Source organism: Mesorhizobium sp. J8 (assembly GCF_016591715.1).
Lineage (GTDB): Bacteria > Pseudomonadota > Alphaproteobacteria > Rhizobiales > Rhizobiaceae > Mesorhizobium.
In genome coordinates, this window is the sequence record NZ_AP024109.1 from 14,618 (window position 1) to 31,915 (window position 17,298).

Annotated in this window: 16 protein-coding genes and 1 tRNA gene; 7 read left to right on the top strand and 10 right to left on the bottom strand. The window is 65.2% G+C overall.

Annotated elements, in window-relative coordinates; all coding sequences use genetic code 11:
• Window positions 1-32: 32 nt before the first annotated feature.
• The 5 genes from MJ8_RS00095 to tauA form a co-directional block, all read right to left on the bottom strand.
• Window positions 33-1,004, bottom strand: coding sequence for a sulfonate ABC transporter substrate-binding protein (locus tag MJ8_RS00095; protein WP_201412525.1), 972 nt, complete (start codon window positions 1,002-1,004; stop codon window positions 33-35).
• A gap of 160 nt (window positions 1,005-1,164) precedes the next feature.
• A complete protein-coding gene (locus tag MJ8_RS00100; protein ID WP_201412526.1) occupies window positions 1,165-1,365 on the bottom strand; it encodes a hypothetical protein in 201 nt (66 codons plus the stop codon).
• Window positions 1,366-1,388: 23 nt separating this feature from the next.
• The gene (locus MJ8_RS00105) at window positions 1,389-2,252 is read right to left on the bottom strand and encodes an ABC transporter permease subunit (RefSeq protein WP_201412527.1); all 864 of its coding nucleotides are present in this window, start codon (window positions 2,250-2,252) and stop codon (window positions 1,389-1,391) included.
• The gene (locus MJ8_RS00110) at window positions 2,249-3,037 is read right to left on the bottom strand and encodes a taurine ABC transporter ATP-binding protein (protein ID WP_201412528.1); all 789 of its coding nucleotides are present in this window, start codon (window positions 3,035-3,037) and stop codon (window positions 2,249-2,251) included. The genes MJ8_RS00105 and MJ8_RS00110 overlap by 4 nt, the downstream gene beginning before the upstream one ends.
• Window positions 3,038-3,206: 169 nt before the next feature.
• A complete protein-coding gene (gene tauA, locus MJ8_RS00115) occupies window positions 3,207-4,220 on the bottom strand; it encodes a taurine ABC transporter substrate-binding protein (protein ID WP_201412529.1) in 1,014 nt (337 codons plus the stop codon).
• A 519-nt stretch (window positions 4,221-4,739) separates the two neighbouring features.
• On the opposite strand from tauA, the gene MJ8_RS00120 reads away from it, so the two are divergent.
• The 3 genes from MJ8_RS00120 to MJ8_RS00130 all read left to right on the top strand — a co-directional run bounded on the left by MJ8_RS00120 (window position 4,740) and on the right by MJ8_RS00130 (window position 8,951).
• Window positions 4,740-6,080 carry an FAD/NAD(P)-binding protein gene (locus MJ8_RS00120; RefSeq protein ID WP_201412530.1) on the top strand — a complete coding sequence of 447 codons (1,341 nt, stop codon included), beginning with the start codon at window positions 4,740-4,742 and terminating at the stop codon, window positions 6,078-6,080.
• Window positions 6,081-6,348: 268 nt separating this feature from the next.
• The gene (locus tag MJ8_RS00125; protein WP_201412531.1) at window positions 6,349-7,785 is read left to right on the top strand and encodes a pyridoxal-phosphate dependent enzyme; all 1,437 of its coding nucleotides are present in this window, start codon (window positions 6,349-6,351) and stop codon (window positions 7,783-7,785) included.
• Window positions 7,782-8,951 (top strand): trans-sulfuration enzyme family protein, encoded by a 1,170-nt coding sequence (locus tag MJ8_RS00130; RefSeq protein ID WP_201412532.1) that lies wholly within the window; start codon window positions 7,782-7,784, stop codon window positions 8,949-8,951. Before MJ8_RS00125 ends, MJ8_RS00130 begins: the two co-directional genes overlap by 4 nt.
• 18 nt (window positions 8,952-8,969) lie before the next feature.
• Here MJ8_RS00130 and MJ8_RS00135 read toward each other — a convergent pair whose 3' ends face one another.
• Entirely contained in the window at window positions 8,970-9,809 is an 840-nt protein-coding gene (locus tag MJ8_RS00135; RefSeq protein ID WP_201412533.1) for a tetratricopeptide repeat protein, read from the bottom strand.
• A gap of 249 nt (window positions 9,810-10,058) precedes the next feature.
• On the opposite strand from MJ8_RS00135, the gene MJ8_RS00140 reads away from it, so the two are divergent.
• The 4 genes from MJ8_RS00140 (at window position 10,059) to MJ8_RS00155 (ending at window position 13,386) form a co-directional block, all read left to right on the top strand.
• Window positions 10,059-11,300, top strand: coding sequence for a D-amino acid dehydrogenase (locus MJ8_RS00140; RefSeq protein ID WP_201412534.1), 1,242 nt, complete (start codon window positions 10,059-10,061; stop codon window positions 11,298-11,300).
• A 42-nt stretch (window positions 11,301-11,342) separates the two neighbouring features.
• Window positions 11,343-12,164 (top strand): aspartate/glutamate racemase family protein, encoded by an 822-nt coding sequence (locus MJ8_RS00145; protein ID WP_201412535.1) that lies wholly within the window; start codon window positions 11,343-11,345, stop codon window positions 12,162-12,164.
• 201 nt (window positions 12,165-12,365) lie between these two features.
• The gene (locus MJ8_RS00150; RefSeq protein WP_201412536.1) at window positions 12,366-12,539 is read left to right on the top strand and encodes a hypothetical protein; all 174 of its coding nucleotides are present in this window, start codon (window positions 12,366-12,368) and stop codon (window positions 12,537-12,539) included.
• A 97-nt stretch (window positions 12,540-12,636) separates the two neighbouring features.
• Window positions 12,637-13,386, top strand: a complete 750-nt coding sequence (locus tag MJ8_RS00155) for a GNAT family N-acetyltransferase (RefSeq protein WP_201412537.1) — start codon at window positions 12,637-12,639, stop codon at window positions 13,384-13,386.
• An 84-nt stretch (window positions 13,387-13,470) separates the two neighbouring features.
• Here the strand turns inward: MJ8_RS00155 and MJ8_RS00160 are convergent.
• From MJ8_RS00160 to MJ8_RS00175, 4 genes are all read right to left on the bottom strand, one after another.
• A tRNA-Leu gene (locus MJ8_RS00160) sits at window positions 13,471-13,555 on the bottom strand.
• 290 nt (window positions 13,556-13,845) lie between these two features.
• Window positions 13,846-14,466, bottom strand: a complete 621-nt coding sequence (locus tag MJ8_RS00165; RefSeq protein WP_201412538.1) for a 2,3-bisphosphoglycerate-dependent phosphoglycerate mutase — start codon at window positions 14,464-14,466, stop codon at window positions 13,846-13,848.
• A gap of 78 nt (window positions 14,467-14,544) precedes the next feature.
• Window positions 14,545-15,366 carry a 4-hydroxy-tetrahydrodipicolinate reductase gene (gene dapB, locus MJ8_RS00170; RefSeq protein ID WP_201412539.1) on the bottom strand — a complete coding sequence of 274 codons (822 nt, stop codon included), beginning with the start codon at window positions 15,364-15,366 and terminating at the stop codon, window positions 14,545-14,547.
• A complete protein-coding gene (locus MJ8_RS00175; protein ID WP_225248092.1) occupies window positions 15,363-17,285 on the bottom strand; it encodes an ABC transporter ATP-binding protein in 1,923 nt (640 codons plus the stop codon). The genes dapB and MJ8_RS00175 overlap by 4 nt, the downstream gene beginning before the upstream one ends.
• Window positions 17,286-17,298: the final 13 nt, after the last annotated feature.

Here is a 17,298-nt window from a genome sequence, read left to right on the forward strand (position 1 = left end):
CGAGCGGCGAATGCCCGGCGCCGTGAAAGGAATCAGTTGCCCGGCGCGGTCCAGACGGCGTCGGATATGCGCACCGCTTTCGGGATCAGCCCGAGCTTGAAGAAGCGGTCTGCCGTCGCCTGCTGGCCGGCGACGATCTCGTCGGTGATCGGATAGATGCCGAACCTGGTGCGGTTGGCGGCGATCGTCTGCGCGTCGAGCGGCACGCCGGTCACCTCATGCAGCGCCTCGGCCACCTTGTCGCGGTTCTGGTCGGCCCATTTGGCCGCGTCGCCGAGCGCGGCGATCGTCGTCGAGACGAAATCCGGATGCGCCTTGGCGAAATCCTTGTTGGCGAGGAAATAGGTGTTGACCTTGAGCACGTCGCTGGAGCGGGCAAGCACGCGCGGCTGGTAGCGGGTCTCGGCGATGGCGAAGAACGGATCCCACACCGCCCAGGCGTCGATCTGGTCGCTGGCGAAGGCGGCGGCCGCATCGGCCGGGCTGAGATAGACTGGCGTGACCTGGTCGAACGGGATGCCGGTCTTTTCCAGCGCCGCGACCAGGAGATTGTGCGCGCTGGTGCCCTTGCCGACGCCGATGCGCTTGCCCTTGAGATCGGCCAGCGACTGGATCGGCGAGCCCGGCTTGACGAAGATCGCCTCACCCTCGCCATTGGAGGGCAGCGCCGCCGCATAGACGATGTTGGCCCCCGCCGACTGGCCGAAGATCGGCGGCGCGTCGCCGGTCCAGCCGACATCGATGGCGCCGACATTCAAGGCCTCCACCAGCGGCGGGCCGGCGGTGAACTCGACCCACTTCACCGCCACGCCCTTGTCGGCCAGCGCCTTCTCGATGATCTGCTGCTGCCGGGCGATCACCGGGAGGCCGGTCTTCTGGTAGCCGATGTTGAACGCCTTGAGCTCCTGCGCGGCGGCGCCAGGGGATGTCGTCCCAAGGGATGCGGCAAAGGCCGCCGCTGCCAGCAGGCCGACGCCGAAAGCGCGTCTCGTCAGATTGAACATGACCCTCTCCTTCGATGGCCCGGGCTGCCGGGCCGTTGGGAATGGAGCAAGGCTAGGTAAATCTATAAAGTTAGTAGAGGAACGATCTTGCGAGTTCTGCCGATGGGATGGAATTATTTTCTGGGCCTACCTTTGAAGGCGCGAGAGGCTGGCGTCCCTATCACTGCGACCAGTACTGCCAGGCCCAATAGAAGCTCTCGTCGCGGGGTGGTAGGCGATCGCGGTCGCCGGCGAGAAGCACCGGCGTCGGCGATTTCGGTTCGTCCTGCGATCGCCCGTCCTCCGGGGACCTCTCGCTCGGCGGCAGGCGCAACAGCCAAGCGCCGACATGCGCGAACAGCACTGCGGTGGAATGGGTCACAAGTCCTACTCCTTCGCTTTCGTTCATTCCCGCCCCGCCCAGGGCACCAGCACGCGCTCGATCCGGCGGATGATGAATTCCAGCGCAAAGGCGATCATCGCGATCACCAGGATGCCCATCACCACCACGTCGGTGACCAGGAATTGCGCCGCCGACTGGATCATGAAGCCGAGCCCCCGCGACGCGGCGACCAGTTCGGCCGCGACCAGCGTCGACCAGCCGGCGCCGAGCGCGATGCGCAGGCCGGTGAGGATCGACGGCAGGGCGCTGGGCAGGATCACATGGCGGATGACTTGGCCGCGCGTGGCGCCGAGAGCGCGCGCCGCGTCGACACGCTCGCGCGAGACGCCGCGCACGCCGGCGGCGGTCGATAGCGCCACCGGCGCCAGCATGGCGATGGCGATCACCAGGATCTTCGACGGTTCGCCGATGCCGAACCAGATGATGATCAGCGGCAGGTAGGCGAGCGGCGGGATCGGCCGCAGGAATTCGAGAAGCGGATCGAACACGCCGCGCCCGATCCGGCTGATGCCGATGGCGAGGCCGACCGGGACCCCGACGAGGATGGCTGCGATTAGCGCCGCGAACACGCGCCAGAGCGACGCGAGGGTATGCTGAATGAGCGTCGCATCGACGAACCCGTCGCGGGCGACGACGACGAACTTGGCCCAGACCGCGGCCGGCGAGGGCAGGAAGACCGGCGACACCAGCTGCAGCGAGGCCGAAGCCGTCCAGGCGGCGAGCAGCACCAGGATGGTGACCGCACTGACCAGCCTGGCTGAGACCGCCCGTCTCGGCCTCGGCCGCGGCCGCGACCATGGCACGGAAAACCCGTCGGTCTCGTCGGCTTTCGCGGCGGGACGTTCGCTATAGGCGCCGATGCTCATGCCGCCTCTCCCTCGAAGATCGCATCGGTGAGCTCCGCGCGGGCCGCGGCAAAGCCGGGATCCGCCTTGATCGCGCGGATCGGCTCGCCGGCCGCGTAGCGGCGGCCGAAATCCGTTTCGAAAGTTCGCACCACATGGCCGGGTCCCGGCGCCAGCACGACGATGCGGGTGGCAAGCACCAGCGCCTCCTCGATGCCGTGCGTCACCATCAGCACGCCGACCCGGGCCGCCGCCCACAGGTCGAGCAGCGTCGTCTGCATGCGCTCGCGCGTCAGCGCGTCCAGCGCGCCGAGCGGCTCGTCGAGCAGAAGGAATTCGGGTTCGGCGGCCAAGGCGCGGGCAAGGCCGACGCGCTGGCGCATGCCGCCGGAAAGCTCCCAGATGCGCTTGTCGCCGGCATCGCCGAGCTTGACCAGCGACAAAAGCTCGTCGGCGCGGCGCGCCCTCTTGTCGGCGGATACGCCCCGCAGCCTGAGCGCGAACGCGACATTTTCCCGCGCCGTCAGCCAGGGGAACAAAGCATCGTTCTGGAACACCACGGCGCGGTTCGGCCCGGGCCCGGTGATCGGCCGGCCGCCAATTGTGGCCAAGCCACTCACGGGCTCGACCAGGCCGGCGGCGACGTTGAGCAGCGAGGTCTTGCCGCAGCCGGACCGGCCGACCAGCACGACGAAGTCGCCCCTGCCCGAATCGCTTTTGCCGATGTCCAGCGAAACGCGCTCGACCGCCGGCGCCGGCTGCCCGTCATAATGGACGCTGACCTTGTCGAGGATGAGATGCGTCATTCGGGCCTCTGCTGGACCAAGGCTTTTGGATCCTGGGGCCTGCCCCGAAGCCGCGCCTCGTAAGCGGCTTCGGGACAGGCAAGCGCAAGGCCAGGGAAGAAGGGGCCGCGCTTGTCGGACAATCCCCGGAAAGGCGGTCATCCTTCCGGGAATTGCCATGGAGAAAGGCTCAGTTCGAGGCGAGCGCCTCGCTGGCATATTTCGCCGTCACATATTTCGAATAGTCGGGCAGCACCGCGTCGACCTTGCCCTGCTCCTTGAGGAAGGCGGACGTTGCCGCGACGGCCTTGACGGTGGCGCCGCCGAGGAACTTGTCCGAAGCCTGCTCCTCGAGCGGGGGGAAGACATAGCCCTTGAGCAGCTCCGGCACCTCTTCCAGCTTGGCGCCGGTCAGCTTGGCGATCTTGCCGGCTTCCGGCGACGACGCCGACCAGGCCTCGGGCTTGGCGAGGAACTGCGCATAGGCCTCGCCGGTCACCTTGACGAAGTCGCGCACGGCTTCGGGGTGCTTGTCGGCAAAATCGGTGCGCACGATCCAGGCGTCGAAGGTCGGCGCGCCCCAGGCGGCGACCTGCGAGGAGTCCAGCACCACCTTGCCGGACGTCTTCACCTGGCCGAGCGCCGGGTCCCAGACATAGGCTGCGTCGATGTCGCCGCGCGCGAAGGCGGCGGCGATCTCCGGCGGCCTCAAATTGAGGATCTGCACCGACTTCGGATCCACGCCTTCATGCTTCAGCGCCGCGAGCAGGCTGTAATGCGTGGTCGAGACGAACGGCACGGCGACTTTCTTGCCGGTTAGGTCGGCGACCTTCTCGATGCCTGCGCCGTTGCGGGCGACCAGCGCTTCCGACGGGCCGATCAGGCCGACGACGAAGATGGTTTCGATCGGCAATTCGCGGCTGGCGGCCGCGGCCAGCGGGCTCGAACCGACATAGCCGATATCGACCGATCCGGAGGCGATCGCGGCGATGACGTCGGCCCCGGAATCGAACTTGCGCCAGTCGATCGCGGCCTTGATTGCCTTTTCATAGGCGCCGTCGGCCTGCGGCACTTTCGAAGGCTCGACCACCGTCTGGTAGCCGATGGTGATCTTGAGATCGTCCGCGCTGGCCGGACCGACCAGAGCGGCGGCGATAACCGCCGCCGACGAGAAAAGCAGAACGCGTCGTGAAAGGATTGACATTGAAAGGCTCCATAAACCCCTGAAAACCAGATTGCCTTTCTATCGTCCGCTAATTCTATCAGGTTTGTAGAGTTAAATCCTTCCAACGAGGAGTGTTTTGTTGGAAAAGTGTCGCCGGGTACCGGCGGCGGAAGCGCAAAAGGAGGGTTGTGGGTAGGGGCGCTGATGGCCAGCCGGCTGCCGCGCCTTGGCCGCCCTTTGCGATTGGCGAAGCCGTCCCTTCCGCCCTGGAATGAGACCGAAGGATGGCGTAGCCAATCGCCAAGGGTGGTCGATCCAGCGAACGAAAATTCTCCGGTCAGCCCGCCTAGGCAAATCCATGCTTCAAAGGGTAGGCGAATTGGAACCACGGTTTCGTGCCCAGCCCTCTTAGTATAGTAATCTTATCAACATTGGGAGTGAGAGAACGATGCGCAACCTTCTAAAAGCCGTTCCGGCGATCGTTCGTGGCCTGCGGCCGAGGCCGCCCGCGGCGACCGCCGCGCGCTGATCGCTCGACAGAAGTTCCGGCTCGCAACCATGGTTGGACGCGCCAATTCCATCATCATTGTCGGCGGCGGCGCCAGCGGCGTCGTGCTGGCCGCGCATCTGCTCAAATCGCCCAATCCGGACCTGCGCGTCACGCTGATCGAGAAGCGGCCGCATTTCGGCCAGGGCATGGCCTATTCGACGCTGCTTTCGGCGCATGTGCTCAATGTCAACGCCTCCGGCATGAGCGCTTACGCCGACGACCCCACGCATTTCGCCCGCTGGGTGCTGGAGCGCGGCCTGGCGAAGCCGGACCAGGGGCCGTTCTATGCGCCGCGCAGCCTCTATGCCCGCTATCTGCAGGACGTGCTCGAGGCGCTCGAGGAACGCGAGCGCGAGACCGGCCGCCTCAGGCTGATCCGCGAGGAGAGCCTTTCCATCTCCCCGACCTCGTCGGGCGTCGAGGTGGCCTTGGCCAACGGCACCAGCGTCGTCGCGCATCTCGCCGTTCTGGCCACCGGCCATGACGAGCAGCCGGGCGCCTTCCAGGGCCATGCCATCCGCATGGGGTCGGAGGCCGACACCGCGCTCGATCCCGAAGCTCCGGTCCTGTTGCTCGGCACGGGCCTCAGCATGGTCGACGCCTTCCTTTCGCTGGAGCAGCGCGGCCATCGCGGCCCGATCGTCGCGGTGTCGCGGCGCGGCCTGCTGCCGTCGCCGCACCGCAAGGGCAATCCGATCAAGCTCGATATCGCCGATATCCCGCTCGGCACCGAGCTTTCCTATTTCGTCGCCTGGTTCCGCAATCTGATCCGCGAGACCCAGAAGGCCGGTGGCGACTGGCGCGACGTCGTCGACGGCTTGCGGCCCTTCAACCAGACGATCTGGCAGAATTGGCCCTCCTCGGCAAAACGCCGCTTCGTCGAGCACACCAAGGCCTGGTGGGACATCCACCGCCACCGCATGGCGCCGGAAGTCTACGCGCGGGTCACCGAAGCGGTCGGGTCGGGTCGCATCCGCCTTGTCGCCGGGCGGGTGGTGGACATAGAACCCAACGACGGCTTCGTCGTGAAAATCCAGCCGCGCGGCACGCAGGATGTCGAGACTCTGGAGGTCGCCCGCCTCTATGATTGCATGGGCATCGCCCGCGACATTTCGAGGACGTCGAACGGCGTCGTGCGTGCGCTGCTCGAGCGGGGCGTGGCGCGGCCCGATCCGCTGCGCCTCGGCCTCGACGTCACCGCGAAATGCGAGCTGATCGCGGCAGACGGCACGGTGTCGTCGAAGCTGCTCGCCGTCGGCCCGCTGACGCGCGGCACCTTCTTCGAGATCGACGCCATTCCGGATATCCGCGTGCAAAGCGCGAAGCTGAGCAAGCAGCTGCTGGGGTGAGTTTCTGCCGAGGGGGACGCTGTCCCGCCAGTTCAACAGGCGATAGAGCGCCCTCCCGCGAAATTCCATTCCTCCACTCGCCGCCGGATTGGCACGATCTATCTTCTTTCCGGATGAAAAGGGCTGGAAAAGACAGGGCGCGCGACGCGCGAAACCGGAATGGCTTCCCGCGGCTAGAGGATGATCCCAAAAAGTGGGAACCGGCTTTTGGAAAAGATGCGCGAGATTGCCAGGATCCGCCTCGAACTGGTTCGATGGAGCACTCAAGATGAGCGAGCAGACAAAAGCGGCGCCCGGCGGCGCGCACACCGACCTGTCGAGACTTCGCCCGCCTTACGCCTCGGTGCTCGACCTGATCGGCCAGACGCCGGTCGTCGAGCTGACCAAATTCGACACCGGCAAATGCCGGCTGTTCATCAAGCTCGAAAGCCAGAATCCCGGCGGCTCGATCAAGGACCGTATCGCTTTGTCGATGATCGCCGCCGCCGAGAAGGCCGGCAAGCTGAAGCGCGGCGGTACGATCGTCGAGGCGACCGCCGGCAACACCGGCCTAGGCCTTGCCCAGGTCGGCATCCCGAAAGGCTACCGCATCATCCTGGTCGTGCCCGACAAGATGTCGCGCGAGAAGATCCAGCATCTGCGTGCTTTGGGCGCCGAAGTGCGCATGACGCGCTCCGATGTCGGCAAGGGCCATCCCGAATACTACCAGGACATGGCCGAGAAGATCGCTTCCGATCTGCCCGGCGCCTTCTATGCCAACCAGTTCGCCAACCCCGCCAACCCGCTCGCGCATGAGACGACGACCGGCCCGGAAATCTTCTCGCAGCTCGAGGGCGACGTCGACGCGGTGGTGGTGGGCGTCGGCTCCGGCGGCACGCTCACCGGCCTCGGCCGCTTTTTCGCGAAACATTCGCCCAAGACCGAGATGGTGCTCGCCGATCCGGTCGGCTCGGTGCTGGCGCCGCTGATCAAGACCGGCAAGATGGAGGAGGCCGGCAGCTGGACGGTCGAGGGCATCGGCGAGGATTTCGTGCCGCCCAATGCCGACCTCTCGCTGGTGAAGAAGGCCTATTCCATCACCGACAAGCAGAGCATGCTGGCGGTGCGCGATCTCTTGTCGCGCGAAGGCATCCTGGCGGGCTCCTCCTCCGGCACGCTGTTGTCGGCGGCGCTTCGCTATTGCCGCGAGCAGACGGTGCCCAAGCGCGTCGTCACCCTGGTCTGCGACAGCGGCAACAAATATCTGTCGAAGGTGTTCGACGATATCTGGCTGGCCGAGCAGGGCCTTGCCGACCAGGAGCAGCATGGCGATCTGCGCGATCTCGTGATGCGCTCGCCGCGCACCGGCGACATCGTCACGGTCGGTCCGGAGGAAAGCCTGCTCAACGCCTATGGCCGCATGCGCCGTTCCGATGTCTCGCAACTGCCCGTGCTGGACGAGGGCAAGCTGGTCGGCATCGTCGACGAAAGCGACATCCTGGCCAAGGTCGACGGCCCCTATGAAGGCCGCTGGGACCGCTTCAACGCGCCGGTGCGCACGGCCATGACGTCGAACCTCCACACGCTGCAGGCCAACCAGACGCTGGATGCGCTGCTGCCTGTCTTCGACCGCAACGAGGTGGCCATCGTCTTCGATGGCGAGGAGTTCATCGGTCTGATAACCCGTATCGACCTGATCAACCATCTGAGGCGCCGCGCAAGATGACTTCAAACGGCAAGAACCGCCTGGCCTTTTCCACCCGCACCATCCATGGCGGCCAGAGCCATGACCCGCTGACCGGCGCGGTGATGGTGCCGATCTACGCCACCTCAACCTATGGCCAGCAGTCGCCCGGCGTGCACAAGGGTTTTGAGTACGCCCGCAGCCAGAACCCGACGCGCTTCGCCTTCGAGCGCGCGGTCGCCGACCTCGAAAGCGGCTCGGCCGCCTTCGCCTTCGCTTCCGGCCTGGCGGCGATCGGCACGGTGCTCGAGCTCCTCGATTCCGGCGCCCATATCGTCGCCACCGACGACATCTATGGCGGCTCGTTCCGGCTGATGGAGCGGGTGCGCAAACGCTCGGCGGGGCTTGAGGTTAGCTTCGCCGATTTCACCGACCTCGCCGCCGTCGAGGCTGCGATCCGCCCGGAGACCAAACTGCTCTGGGTCGAGACGCCGACCAACCCGCTGCTGCGTATCGTCGACCTCGAAGCGGTCGCCGCGCTTGCCAGACGCAAAGGCCTGCTCACCGTCGCCGACAACACCTTCTGCAGCCCCTATATCCAGCGCCCGCTGGAGCTCGGCATCGACATCGTCGTCCATTCGACGACGAAATATCTCAACGGCCATTCCGACATGGTCGGCGGCGTCGCAGTCGTCGGCGACAACAAGGATCTCGCCGCCCAGTTGAAATTCCTGCAGAACGCCATCGGCGCCATCTCCGGCCCGTTCGACAGTTTCCTGGCGCTGCGCGGCATCAAGACCCTAGCGCTCAGGATGGAGCGCCATTCGGCCAATGGTCTTAAAATAGCGCAATGGCTGGAGACGCGAAAAGATGTCCGCCGGGTGATCTATCCCGGCCTCGCCAGCCACCCGCAGCATTCCGTCGCGGTCCAGCAGATGCACGCCTTCGGCGGCATGATCTCCGTCGACCTCGACCGCGATCTCGCGGGGACGAAACGCTTCCTCGAACGCACCCAGCTCTTCACGCTCGCCGAAAGCCTCGGCGGCGTCGAAAGCCTGATCGAGCATCCGGCGCTGATGACACACGGCTCGATTCCGGCGGAAAAGCGCGGGGCGATCGGGATTTCCGATTCGCTGGTGCGATTGTCCTGCGGCATCGAGGACGGCGATGATCTGATTGCGGATCTGGAGCAGGCGTTGGGAGAGTGAGAAGCGAACCCCGCTAGCTTAGGGTAATTGTTCTCCCAGACGTCGAAGCTCCAGAATAGCGTTGTCATTCCCTCGGTGAGCTGCCTTGCGCAGCCAGGTACGGGCTTGGTCCAAGTCCTTCGGGATACCCTCACCTCTGGAATACATTATTCCGAGATTACTGGCCGCTTCCGGGTCACCTTGCTCGGCGGATTTGCGGTACCATGACAGCGCGAGATTGTAGTCTTGAGGAACCCCCAAGCCTTTCTGGTACAATACACCCAGGCCATTTTCTCCCACCGGATCTCCAGCCTCGGCTGCCTCTCTGTACAAGGTTGCTGCCTCAGAGATATCTTTTTGGACGCCGCGCCCGGTTAGGTAAAGTAGCGCCAAATCTGCTCGTCCAAGCGAGTTTCCGGCGTCCGCAGCCTTACCATACCAATAGGCTGCCATAACGTAGTCTTGAGGGACGCCGCGTCCATAGATGTACATCCCCCCGAGATTTACTTCTCCGTGAACATTCCCTTGCTCGGCGGCCATCCGATAAAGAACGACTGCCTTGGCGGGATCTACCGGAACACCGCGGCCTTTGGAGTACATTGCTCCGACGGCGCATTGAGCGTCTGCCAGACCCTGATCGGCCGCCTTCTGGTACCAGACCAACGCGGTCGGGAAATCCTGCTTCACGCCACGGCCCGTTTCGTAAATCAACCCGAGGCCGAATTCGGCTGTTGCGACCCCTTGCTCTGCTAGCGGCCGCCAATAGTCCAACGCAATGCCGTATTGACCCTTGTCATAAGCCTCTTGCCCCGCGTCAGCATGGGCAGGAGTCGCCGACAGAAATGCGGCAATAGCGCTCGCACCCAATACCTCGCGCACGGAGACACCTCGGCGACCTTAGAAGGTTGAAACCAACTGTCGAAACTATCGCCGGTCAGTATATGCGTCGAGTAACATAGACATGAGGACGATCGGATTTGAACCTAACATGCCCACACCCTCCAGGTTTGTGGCAGTTCGTCTGCAAGTGACGACCTCTCGCCGCCACGCTCGTGGCCTAACACTCCCACCTTTGCAATTTCCAATTCCCCTCTAAACTGCCCCCAGCTTGCGATCTCCGGAGGCGTGATGCGCGTGATCGTGTTGGGTGGCGGCGTGGTCGGCGTCACCACGGCTTACCAGCTGCAAAAGGACGGGCACGAGGTCGTCATCCTCGAGCGCCAGCCTCAGGTCGCCGCCGAGACCAGCTGGGGCAATGCCGGCATGATCGCGCCGGGGCATTCCTTCGTCTGGTCCTCGCCCAGGGCGCCGATGATCCTGCTCAAATCGCTGGTGCTGAAGGACCAGGCGCTGCGCTTCAAGCTGTCGGCCGATCCTCGGCTCTATACATGGTCGTGGCTGTTCCTGATGGAATGCACGGCCGAGAAGGCCCGGCGCAACACGCTGCTCAAGCACCGGCTTGCCGTCTATTCGCAGTCGGTGCTGCAAGAAGTCGTGGCGGATGAGGCCATCGACTATGACCGCAACGATCGCGGCATCCTCTATTTCTACCGCAGCCAGCAGGCGCTCGACAAAGGCGTCGATCATATGCGGCTCTTGGAATCCGACGGTCAGCTGATCAAGGTGCTCGACCGTGACGCCATCGTCACGCTCGATCCGTCGCTGGCCGCCGCGAAGGAGAAGATCGCCGGCGGCATCCATTGCCCGACCGACGAGACCGGCGACCCGGCGAAGTTCACACGCGCGCTCGCCGCCAAGGTGATCGAGCGCGGCGGCGAGATCCGCACCGGCACGACCATCACCGGCATCGAGACATCGGGCGACGGCGTCGCGCAGGTGCTGACAGACAAGGGGGCGGTCAAGGGCGACGCCTATGTGCTGGCGCTCGGCTCCTACAGTCCGCTGATCGCCAGGACGGTCGGGCTCAGCCTGCCGATCTATCCGATCAAGGGCTATTCGCTGACCATCCCGATCGGCAACCGGCCCGCCCCTCCGACCATCGCCGCGATCGACGAGCACAATCTGGTCGCCGTCTCGCGCTTCGGCGACCGGCTGCGCGTCACCGCCACCGCCGAGTTCGCCGGCTACGACACCAGCCACAAGCCTGCCGATTTCGCCTTCATGAAAGGCGTGACCGAGGAGCTCTATCCCGAAGGCGCCGATTACGACCGCGCCGAGATGTGGGCAGGCTTGCGGCCGATGACGCCCAACAATCTGCCCGAATTCGGCCGGCGGCGCCTACGCAATCTCTACCTCAACACCGGGCACGGCCATATCGGCTGGACCATGTCGCACGGCTCGGCCCGCATCACCGCCGATCTGATCGCGGGCCGCAAGCCGGCGATTTCCATGGATGGACTTTTGAATTGAGCGCATGATCCCGGCTTGGGATCGACCAGGAAAGGGAATGCCATGTCTGTCAGTGCAGCCGCGGCCCGCACTCAATCGTCAGGGCCGGTCGACCCCAGGCCGGTCGATCTGGGCGTGCTGCCCTCGGAGATCGACGGCGGCCTCGCCTCGCGTGCGGCGATCGGGCTCGCGATCCTTGCCACCGATCAGACGCTGGAGCATGAGTTCCGCGCGCTGATCCGCATTCCGGGCGTCGCCTTCTACGAGGCGCGCCTGTTCAACGACAACGACATCACCCCGGAGACTTTGCGCGCCATCGGTCCGCGCATCGCGCCCACCGTCGACCTCATCCTGCCCTCGATCCCGCTCGACGTCGTCGGCTTCGGCTGCACCTCGGCCACCATGACGCTGGGCGAGGAAGCCGTCTTTGCCGAGATCAGGAAGGTTCGGCCGGGCGTCGCCTGCACCACGCCGGTCACCGGCGCCCTCGCCGCCTTCAAGGCATTGGGCGCCAGGGGCATCGGGCTGCTCACCCCTTACGCGCCCGAGATCAACCAGGGCCTGGTCCGCTATTTCACCGGCCGCGGGCTTGATATCGCCGCCGTCGCCACCTTCGACCGCCGTGACGACCGCGAGGCGGCCCGCATCTCTCTCACCTCCATCGAAGCGGCGGCCGAACGCATGGCTGAAGTGCCTGGCGTCGACGCGATCTTCATCTCCTGCACCAGCCTGCGCGTCGCCGAGGCGGTCGCCGATCTGGAGCGGCGCATCGGCATTCCCGTCACCTCCTCCAACCACGCCATGGCCTGGCACTGCCTGCGCCTTGCCGGCATCGACGATGTGGTGCCGGCCGGCGGCCGGCTTTTCGCGCTGCCGGCTGTTTGATCGGCGCGGCGGACTTTTCGCCATGCATTGTTTAATGTAGCGCTGGTCGACCCACCTCCGGCTCGGCGAAGCGGACGGAGCGGGGCAGCGCTGCCCTGTGCGATTAACGCAGATCACCCCCAATTAACGAAATCGGAAGGAGATGTTTAACGCTTCCTCTCTATGTCCCCTCCCCGGGGAGGCGCAGACAGAGCGAGCAAGATGAACGACGAAAAGCGAAACGAATGGCGCGCCATCTTCTACGTGCAGGCGCGCGTTGCCATCCTGTTTGTGCCGGTCGTGCTCAGCCTTCTCCTCATTGGCATCTTCGCCGGCAATGAGCGCAAGTCCGTGCCCGACGCCGTCGATCCGACCGTGACGAGCTCGGTGAAATAGCCGGCCGGCTGGTCGGCGACCTCATCTGATAGGCGCCTTCAACAGCACGTCAAAGCCGACGCTGGACCGGCGTCGTCGAATCGTTAAGCTGTGCTGGATGACCGCCGACTGGCTCCGCACGGACTATCACACGCTGTTTCGACTGAGCCGCGATGGACGGATTGCCGGCGAGAACGATCCTGATTGCTCACCGGGGCCTCGACTATGGTTGGCAGGCTGCGCATCCGGCAACGTCTTCGGGGTGCACGCCGATCTGCCTGATGAGCTGGCGGGAGAGCTCGAAGGACTTCTCGCCACCGAGCCGCCCTTCGCGAATCCCGCAACGCCAAGACATCTTGAACGCTACCTGGCGCTCCTCGGTGGCGGCAACCATGCGCGGCACAATTTTGGTTTGATCTACCACCTGCCGCACGGGCACCCGTATCCCAGCGGGGTGCGGCTTGTCGGCAGCGATTCCGAAAGTGGCCAGGCTCTGATCCGGTCCTGGAAGGCGGAGGGAGTACCGGAAGGCTTGTTCGAACTCGGCTTCCGTGAGGTATCGGACTTTTGGGCGCCATGGTGCGCGGCTCTGATCGACGGGGAGGTCGCTTCCATCGCCTTTGCGGCTCGATTGGCGGATGCCGGCGCCGAACTCGGGCTGGTAACGGTGAAAGCCTTCAGGGGGCGGGGCCTTGCCGCCAGCGCGACTGCCGGATGGTCCCGATTGCCCGAGCTCCGTTCCCGCACGCTGTTCTACAGCACGGACCGAGGCAATTTCGGATCGCAACGCGTCGCCGCCCGCCTCGGTCTCCCGCTTCGGGGAGCCAGCTTGCGGATCAGCGAAGACGACCAGGGGGAAGGCGCATAGCCAATCCGATCGCCAAAAAGGCCGGCGAGCACAAATGAATCGAAAAGGCCTATCTTATTGATCCCGTTGGTAGTCGGGAAAAGATGGTGCCCAGAAGAGGACTCGAACCTCCACTCCTTGCGGAACACGGACCTGAACCGTGCGCGTCTACCAATTCCGCCATCTGGGCTGGTGGGCGCTCTAGTAAGCGGGCAAACGGTATGTGTCAACGCGCTTTTTTGTCGATGGCCGCGCTGCCCTCATCGCCATTCCCGCAACGATTGGCGAAACCGGCGGCGGGAGCTTCCCTCTCCCCGCCACTATACGGGGAGAGGGTGCCGGCAGGCAGGTGAGTGGCGGCGCCGACGGTGATTAGGTGGGGTTCAGCTGTCGCCTGAGTCCGGACGGGTTAATCGCCGAAGCTGGCGCCGCCCCTCATCCGCCTGCCGGCACCTTCTCCCCGTGAACGGGGAAGGAAGCTTACCCCTCCAGCACGTCTTTCTTCGCTACCGTGGAATCGGCGTTGAGCTTGTAGATCACCGGCACGCCGGTGCCGAGCTCGAGCTTGACGATCTCCTCTCCGCTCTTGCCGTCCAGCGCCATGATCAGCGCGCGCAGCGAATTGCCGTGCGCGGCGACCAGCACGGTTTCGCCGCGCAGCACATGCGGCTGCACCTCGTGCAGGTAATAGGGCCACACGCGCGCGCCGGTGTCCTTCAGGCTTTCGCCGCCGGGCGGCGCGATGTCGTAGGAGCGGCGCCAGATATGCACCTGCTCCTCGCCCCATTTCTTGCGCGCGTCGTCCTTGTTGAGGCCGGAGAGGTCGCCATAATCGCGCTCGTTGAGCGCCTGGTCGCGGATCGTCTTGAGGTCGCTCTGGCCGACCACGTCGAGGATGTGCTGGCAGGTCTTCTGCGCCCGCTTCAGGGCGGAGGTGTAGGCGATGTCGAATTTCAGGCCGCGCGCCTTGAGCTTTTCGCCGGCCGCCAGCGCTTCCGCCGTGCCCTGCTCGGTCAGGTCGACGTCGCGCCAGCCGGTGAACAGGTTCTTCAGGTTCCATTCGCTCTGGCCGTGGCGCACGAGCACGAGAGTTCCCGACATGTCAGCTCCTCTGGGGTTTGGCAGTTCCAGCGATTTCCCGTCCGGAATTGCGTAAGAAGGAAATACTTCAGGCTTGTGTCAGCTCAGGCCGAGCACATCCCGCATGGAATAGAGGCCGGGCTTCTTGCCGCGGGCCCAAAGTGCGGCTTTCACCGCGCCGCGGGCGAAGATCGCCCGGTCCTCGGCATGGTGGGAGAGCGTGATGCGCTCGCCGGTGCCGGCAAGGATCACGCTGTGGTCGCCGACCACCGAGCCGCCGCGCAGCGTGGCGAAGCCGATGGATCCCGCCTTGCGCACGCCGGTATGGCCGTCGCGCACCCGCACGCTGTTGTCGGCAAGATCGATGCCGCGCCCCTTGGCCGCCGCCTCGCCGAGCAGCAGCGCCGTGCCGGACGGCGCATCGACCTTGTGGCGATGATGCATCTCTAGGATCTCAATGTCGAAATCGTCGGCGTCGAGGGCCTTTGCGGCCTGCTCGACGAGCACCGCCAGAAGGTTGACGCCGAGGCTCATATTGCCGGATTTGACGATCGTCGCATGCCGCGCGGCGGCGGCGATCTTCGCGTCATCGTCGGCCGAGCAGCCGGTGGTGCCGATGACATGGACGATGCGCGCCTGCGCGGCATAGCCGGCGAATTCGACGCTTGCGGCCGGCGCGGTGAAATCGAGCACGCCGTCGGCCTTGGCGAAGGCCGGCAGCGGATCGTCGACGATCGGCACGTTGACGGTGCCGATGCCGGCAAGCTCGCCGGCATCCTTGCCGAGATAGGGGGAGTCCGGCCGCTCGATCGCGGCGGCGACACGCGCGCCGGGCATCGTATGGATGGCGCGGATCAGCGTCTGGCCCATGCGGCCCGCAGCGCCCACCACCACCAGGCCCATATCGCCCGATTCACTCATGCGCTTCTCCCGATGGTCTTCCTGGCGCGGCTGCGCGGCGCCGGAGTCTGGGCTGAAGTTTGGCTTGCCTTGACGTCGTCGACAAGCCCCAGCCCCTTCTTGCCCTGGATGCGGTGGAAGCGGGCATAGACGGAGTGCGGATCGGCCATCAGCGAGGCATGCGTGCCTTCCTCGACCAGCCGTCCCTCTTCCAGCACGATGATGTGGTCGGCATTGACCACCGTCGACAGCCGGTGCGCGATGACGATCGTCGTGCGCCCCTCCATCACATGGGTCAACGCTTCCTGCACGCGCGCCTCGGCCTCGTTGTCGAGCGCCGAGGTCGCCTCGTCGAGCAGAAGGATCGGCGCCTGGCGAACGATGGCGCGCGCGATCGACACGCGCTGGCGCTGGCCGCCGGACAGCGTCGAGCCGCCTTCGCCGACCGGCGTGTCGTAGCCTTGCGGCTGCTGGCGGATGAACTCGTCGGCCGCCGCCAGTTTCGCCGCCTGCTCGATCTCGGCGTCGGTCGCGGAAAGCCGGCCGAAGCGGATGTTGTCGCGGATCGTGCCTTCGAAGAGATACGGCGCCTGCGCGACATAGGCGATCGATTGGCGCAGCGAATGCTTGGTTACCTTGGCGATATCCTGGCCGTCGACCTCGATCGTGCCCTTGTCGACGTCGTAGAAGCGCTGCAGCAGCGCCACCATCGTCGACTTGCCGGCGCCCGAGGCGCCGACGACGGCCGTGACCTTGCCGGCCGCGGCGGTGAAGGTCAGGTCCTTCAGCACCGGCGTGTCGGGGTTGTAGCCGAAGGTCACATTGTTGAAGCGCACCTCGCCGGTGGTGACCTTCGCTTCGACCGCGTCGGGCGCGTCGCCCTGCTTCGGCTCGAGGTCGAGCAGCTCGTAGATCATGCGCGCGTTGACCAGGGCGCGCTCCATGCCGACCTGCGTGCGCGCCAAGCGCCTAGCCGGGTCATAGGCCAGGATCAGCGCGGTGATGAAGGAGAACACCGCGCCCGGCGGCTGCCCGAGCACCAGCGCCCGATAGCCTGAATAGGCAAGCACGGCGGTGATGGCGAGGCCGCCGAGAATTTCGGAGATCGGCGACAGCCGCTCCGAGACGCGGGCGATCTTGTTGTTACGCTGCTCGGCCGTGTCGGCCATGATGCCGATGCGGCGCGCCAGCTCGTCCTCCAGGGTGAAGGCCTTGACGATGGCGATGCCTTGCGTGGCCTCCTGCACCGAGCCGTTCAGCCGCGAGTTGATCAGCACGGATTCGCGGTTGATCTTGCGCAGGCGGCGGGTGATGTAGATGACGGCCCAGATCAGCGGCGGCCCGATCAGCAGCGAGCTGAGCGACAAGACCGGATCCTGGTAGATCATCACGCAGACGAGTGCGACGAGCGAGACCGCGTCGCGGCTGATGGAGGTCAGCGTCAGCGACAGCAGGTCGCGGATGCCGCCGACATTCTCGTTGACCTGCGCCGCCAGCCGGCCGGAACGGGTCTCGTTGAAGAAGTCGACGCCGAGCTTCATCAGATGGTCGAAGCTGCGCTTCTGGTAGCGGGCGACCAGATTGTTGCCTATCTTGGCCAGCGCCACCGCCTGGCCGTAGCCGGCGAAGCCGCGCAGTACGGAGGCGCCCATGAAACCGGCGCAGATCCAGACGATCATGTCGCTGCGCCGTTCGTAGAAGATCTGGTTGATCATCGGGGCCATGATCCACGCCGTGAAGGCGGTGGAGCCGGAAACGATCAGCAGGCATGCGACGGCGACGACATAAGTCCAACGGTATTCCTTGCCGTTTTCGGCCAGGATGCGGCGCAGCACGGCGCTGACCTCGGTGGGCTGGACTTTCAGTTTGAGGGAAGATTGGACGGTCAAATCAGGGGCGCTTCGTGGTTTCCGCGTGTCGGATGGGCCGTATTTCGGCATCCTCTTAGAGCAA

What these genes read in the sequence shown, in the direction of transcription:
- MJ8_RS00130 (WP_201412532.1), top strand. Translation starts at nt 7,782, where the DNA reads ATGACTTCAAACGGCAAGAACCGCCTGGCCTTTTCCACCCGCACCATC.
- MJ8_RS00145 (WP_201412535.1), top strand. Translation starts at nt 11,343, where the DNA reads ATGTCTGTCAGTGCAGCCGCGGCCCGCACTCAATCGTCAGGGCCGGTC.
- MJ8_RS00155 (WP_201412537.1), top strand. Translation starts at nt 12,637, where the DNA reads ATGACCGCCGACTGGCTCCGCACGGACTATCACACGCTGTTTCGACTG.
- MJ8_RS00095 (WP_201412525.1), bottom strand. Translation starts at nt 1,004, where the DNA reads ATGTTCAATCTGACGAGACGCGCTTTCGGCGTCGGCCTGCTGGCAGCG.
- MJ8_RS00120 (WP_201412530.1), top strand. Translation starts at nt 4,740, where the DNA reads ATGGTTGGACGCGCCAATTCCATCATCATTGTCGGCGGCGGCGCCAGC.
- MJ8_RS00125 (WP_201412531.1), top strand. Translation starts at nt 6,349, where the DNA reads ATGAGCGAGCAGACAAAAGCGGCGCCCGGCGGCGCGCACACCGACCTG.
- MJ8_RS00140 (WP_201412534.1), top strand. Translation starts at nt 10,059, where the DNA reads ATGCGCGTGATCGTGTTGGGTGGCGGCGTGGTCGGCGTCACCACGGCT.
- MJ8_RS00165 (WP_201412538.1), bottom strand. Translation starts at nt 14,466, where the DNA reads ATGTCGGGAACTCTCGTGCTCGTGCGCCACGGCCAGAGCGAATGGAAC.
- dapB (WP_201412539.1), bottom strand. Translation starts at nt 15,366, where the DNA reads ATGAGTGAATCGGGCGATATGGGCCTGGTGGTGGTGGGCGCTGCGGGC.
- MJ8_RS00110 (WP_201412528.1), bottom strand. Translation starts at nt 3,037, where the DNA reads ATGACGCATCTCATCCTCGACAAGGTCAGCGTCCATTATGACGGGCAG.
- MJ8_RS00150 (WP_201412536.1), top strand. Translation starts at nt 12,366, where the DNA reads ATGAACGACGAAAAGCGAAACGAATGGCGCGCCATCTTCTACGTGCAG.
- tauA (WP_201412529.1), bottom strand. Translation starts at nt 4,220, where the DNA reads ATGTCAATCCTTTCACGACGCGTTCTGCTTTTCTCGTCGGCGGCGGTT.
- MJ8_RS00175 (WP_225248092.1), bottom strand. Translation starts at nt 17,285, where the DNA reads ATGCCGAAATACGGCCCATCCGACACGCGGAAACCACGAAGCGCCCCT.
- MJ8_RS00105 (WP_201412527.1), bottom strand. Translation starts at nt 2,252, where the DNA reads ATGAGCATCGGCGCCTATAGCGAACGTCCCGCCGCGAAAGCCGACGAG.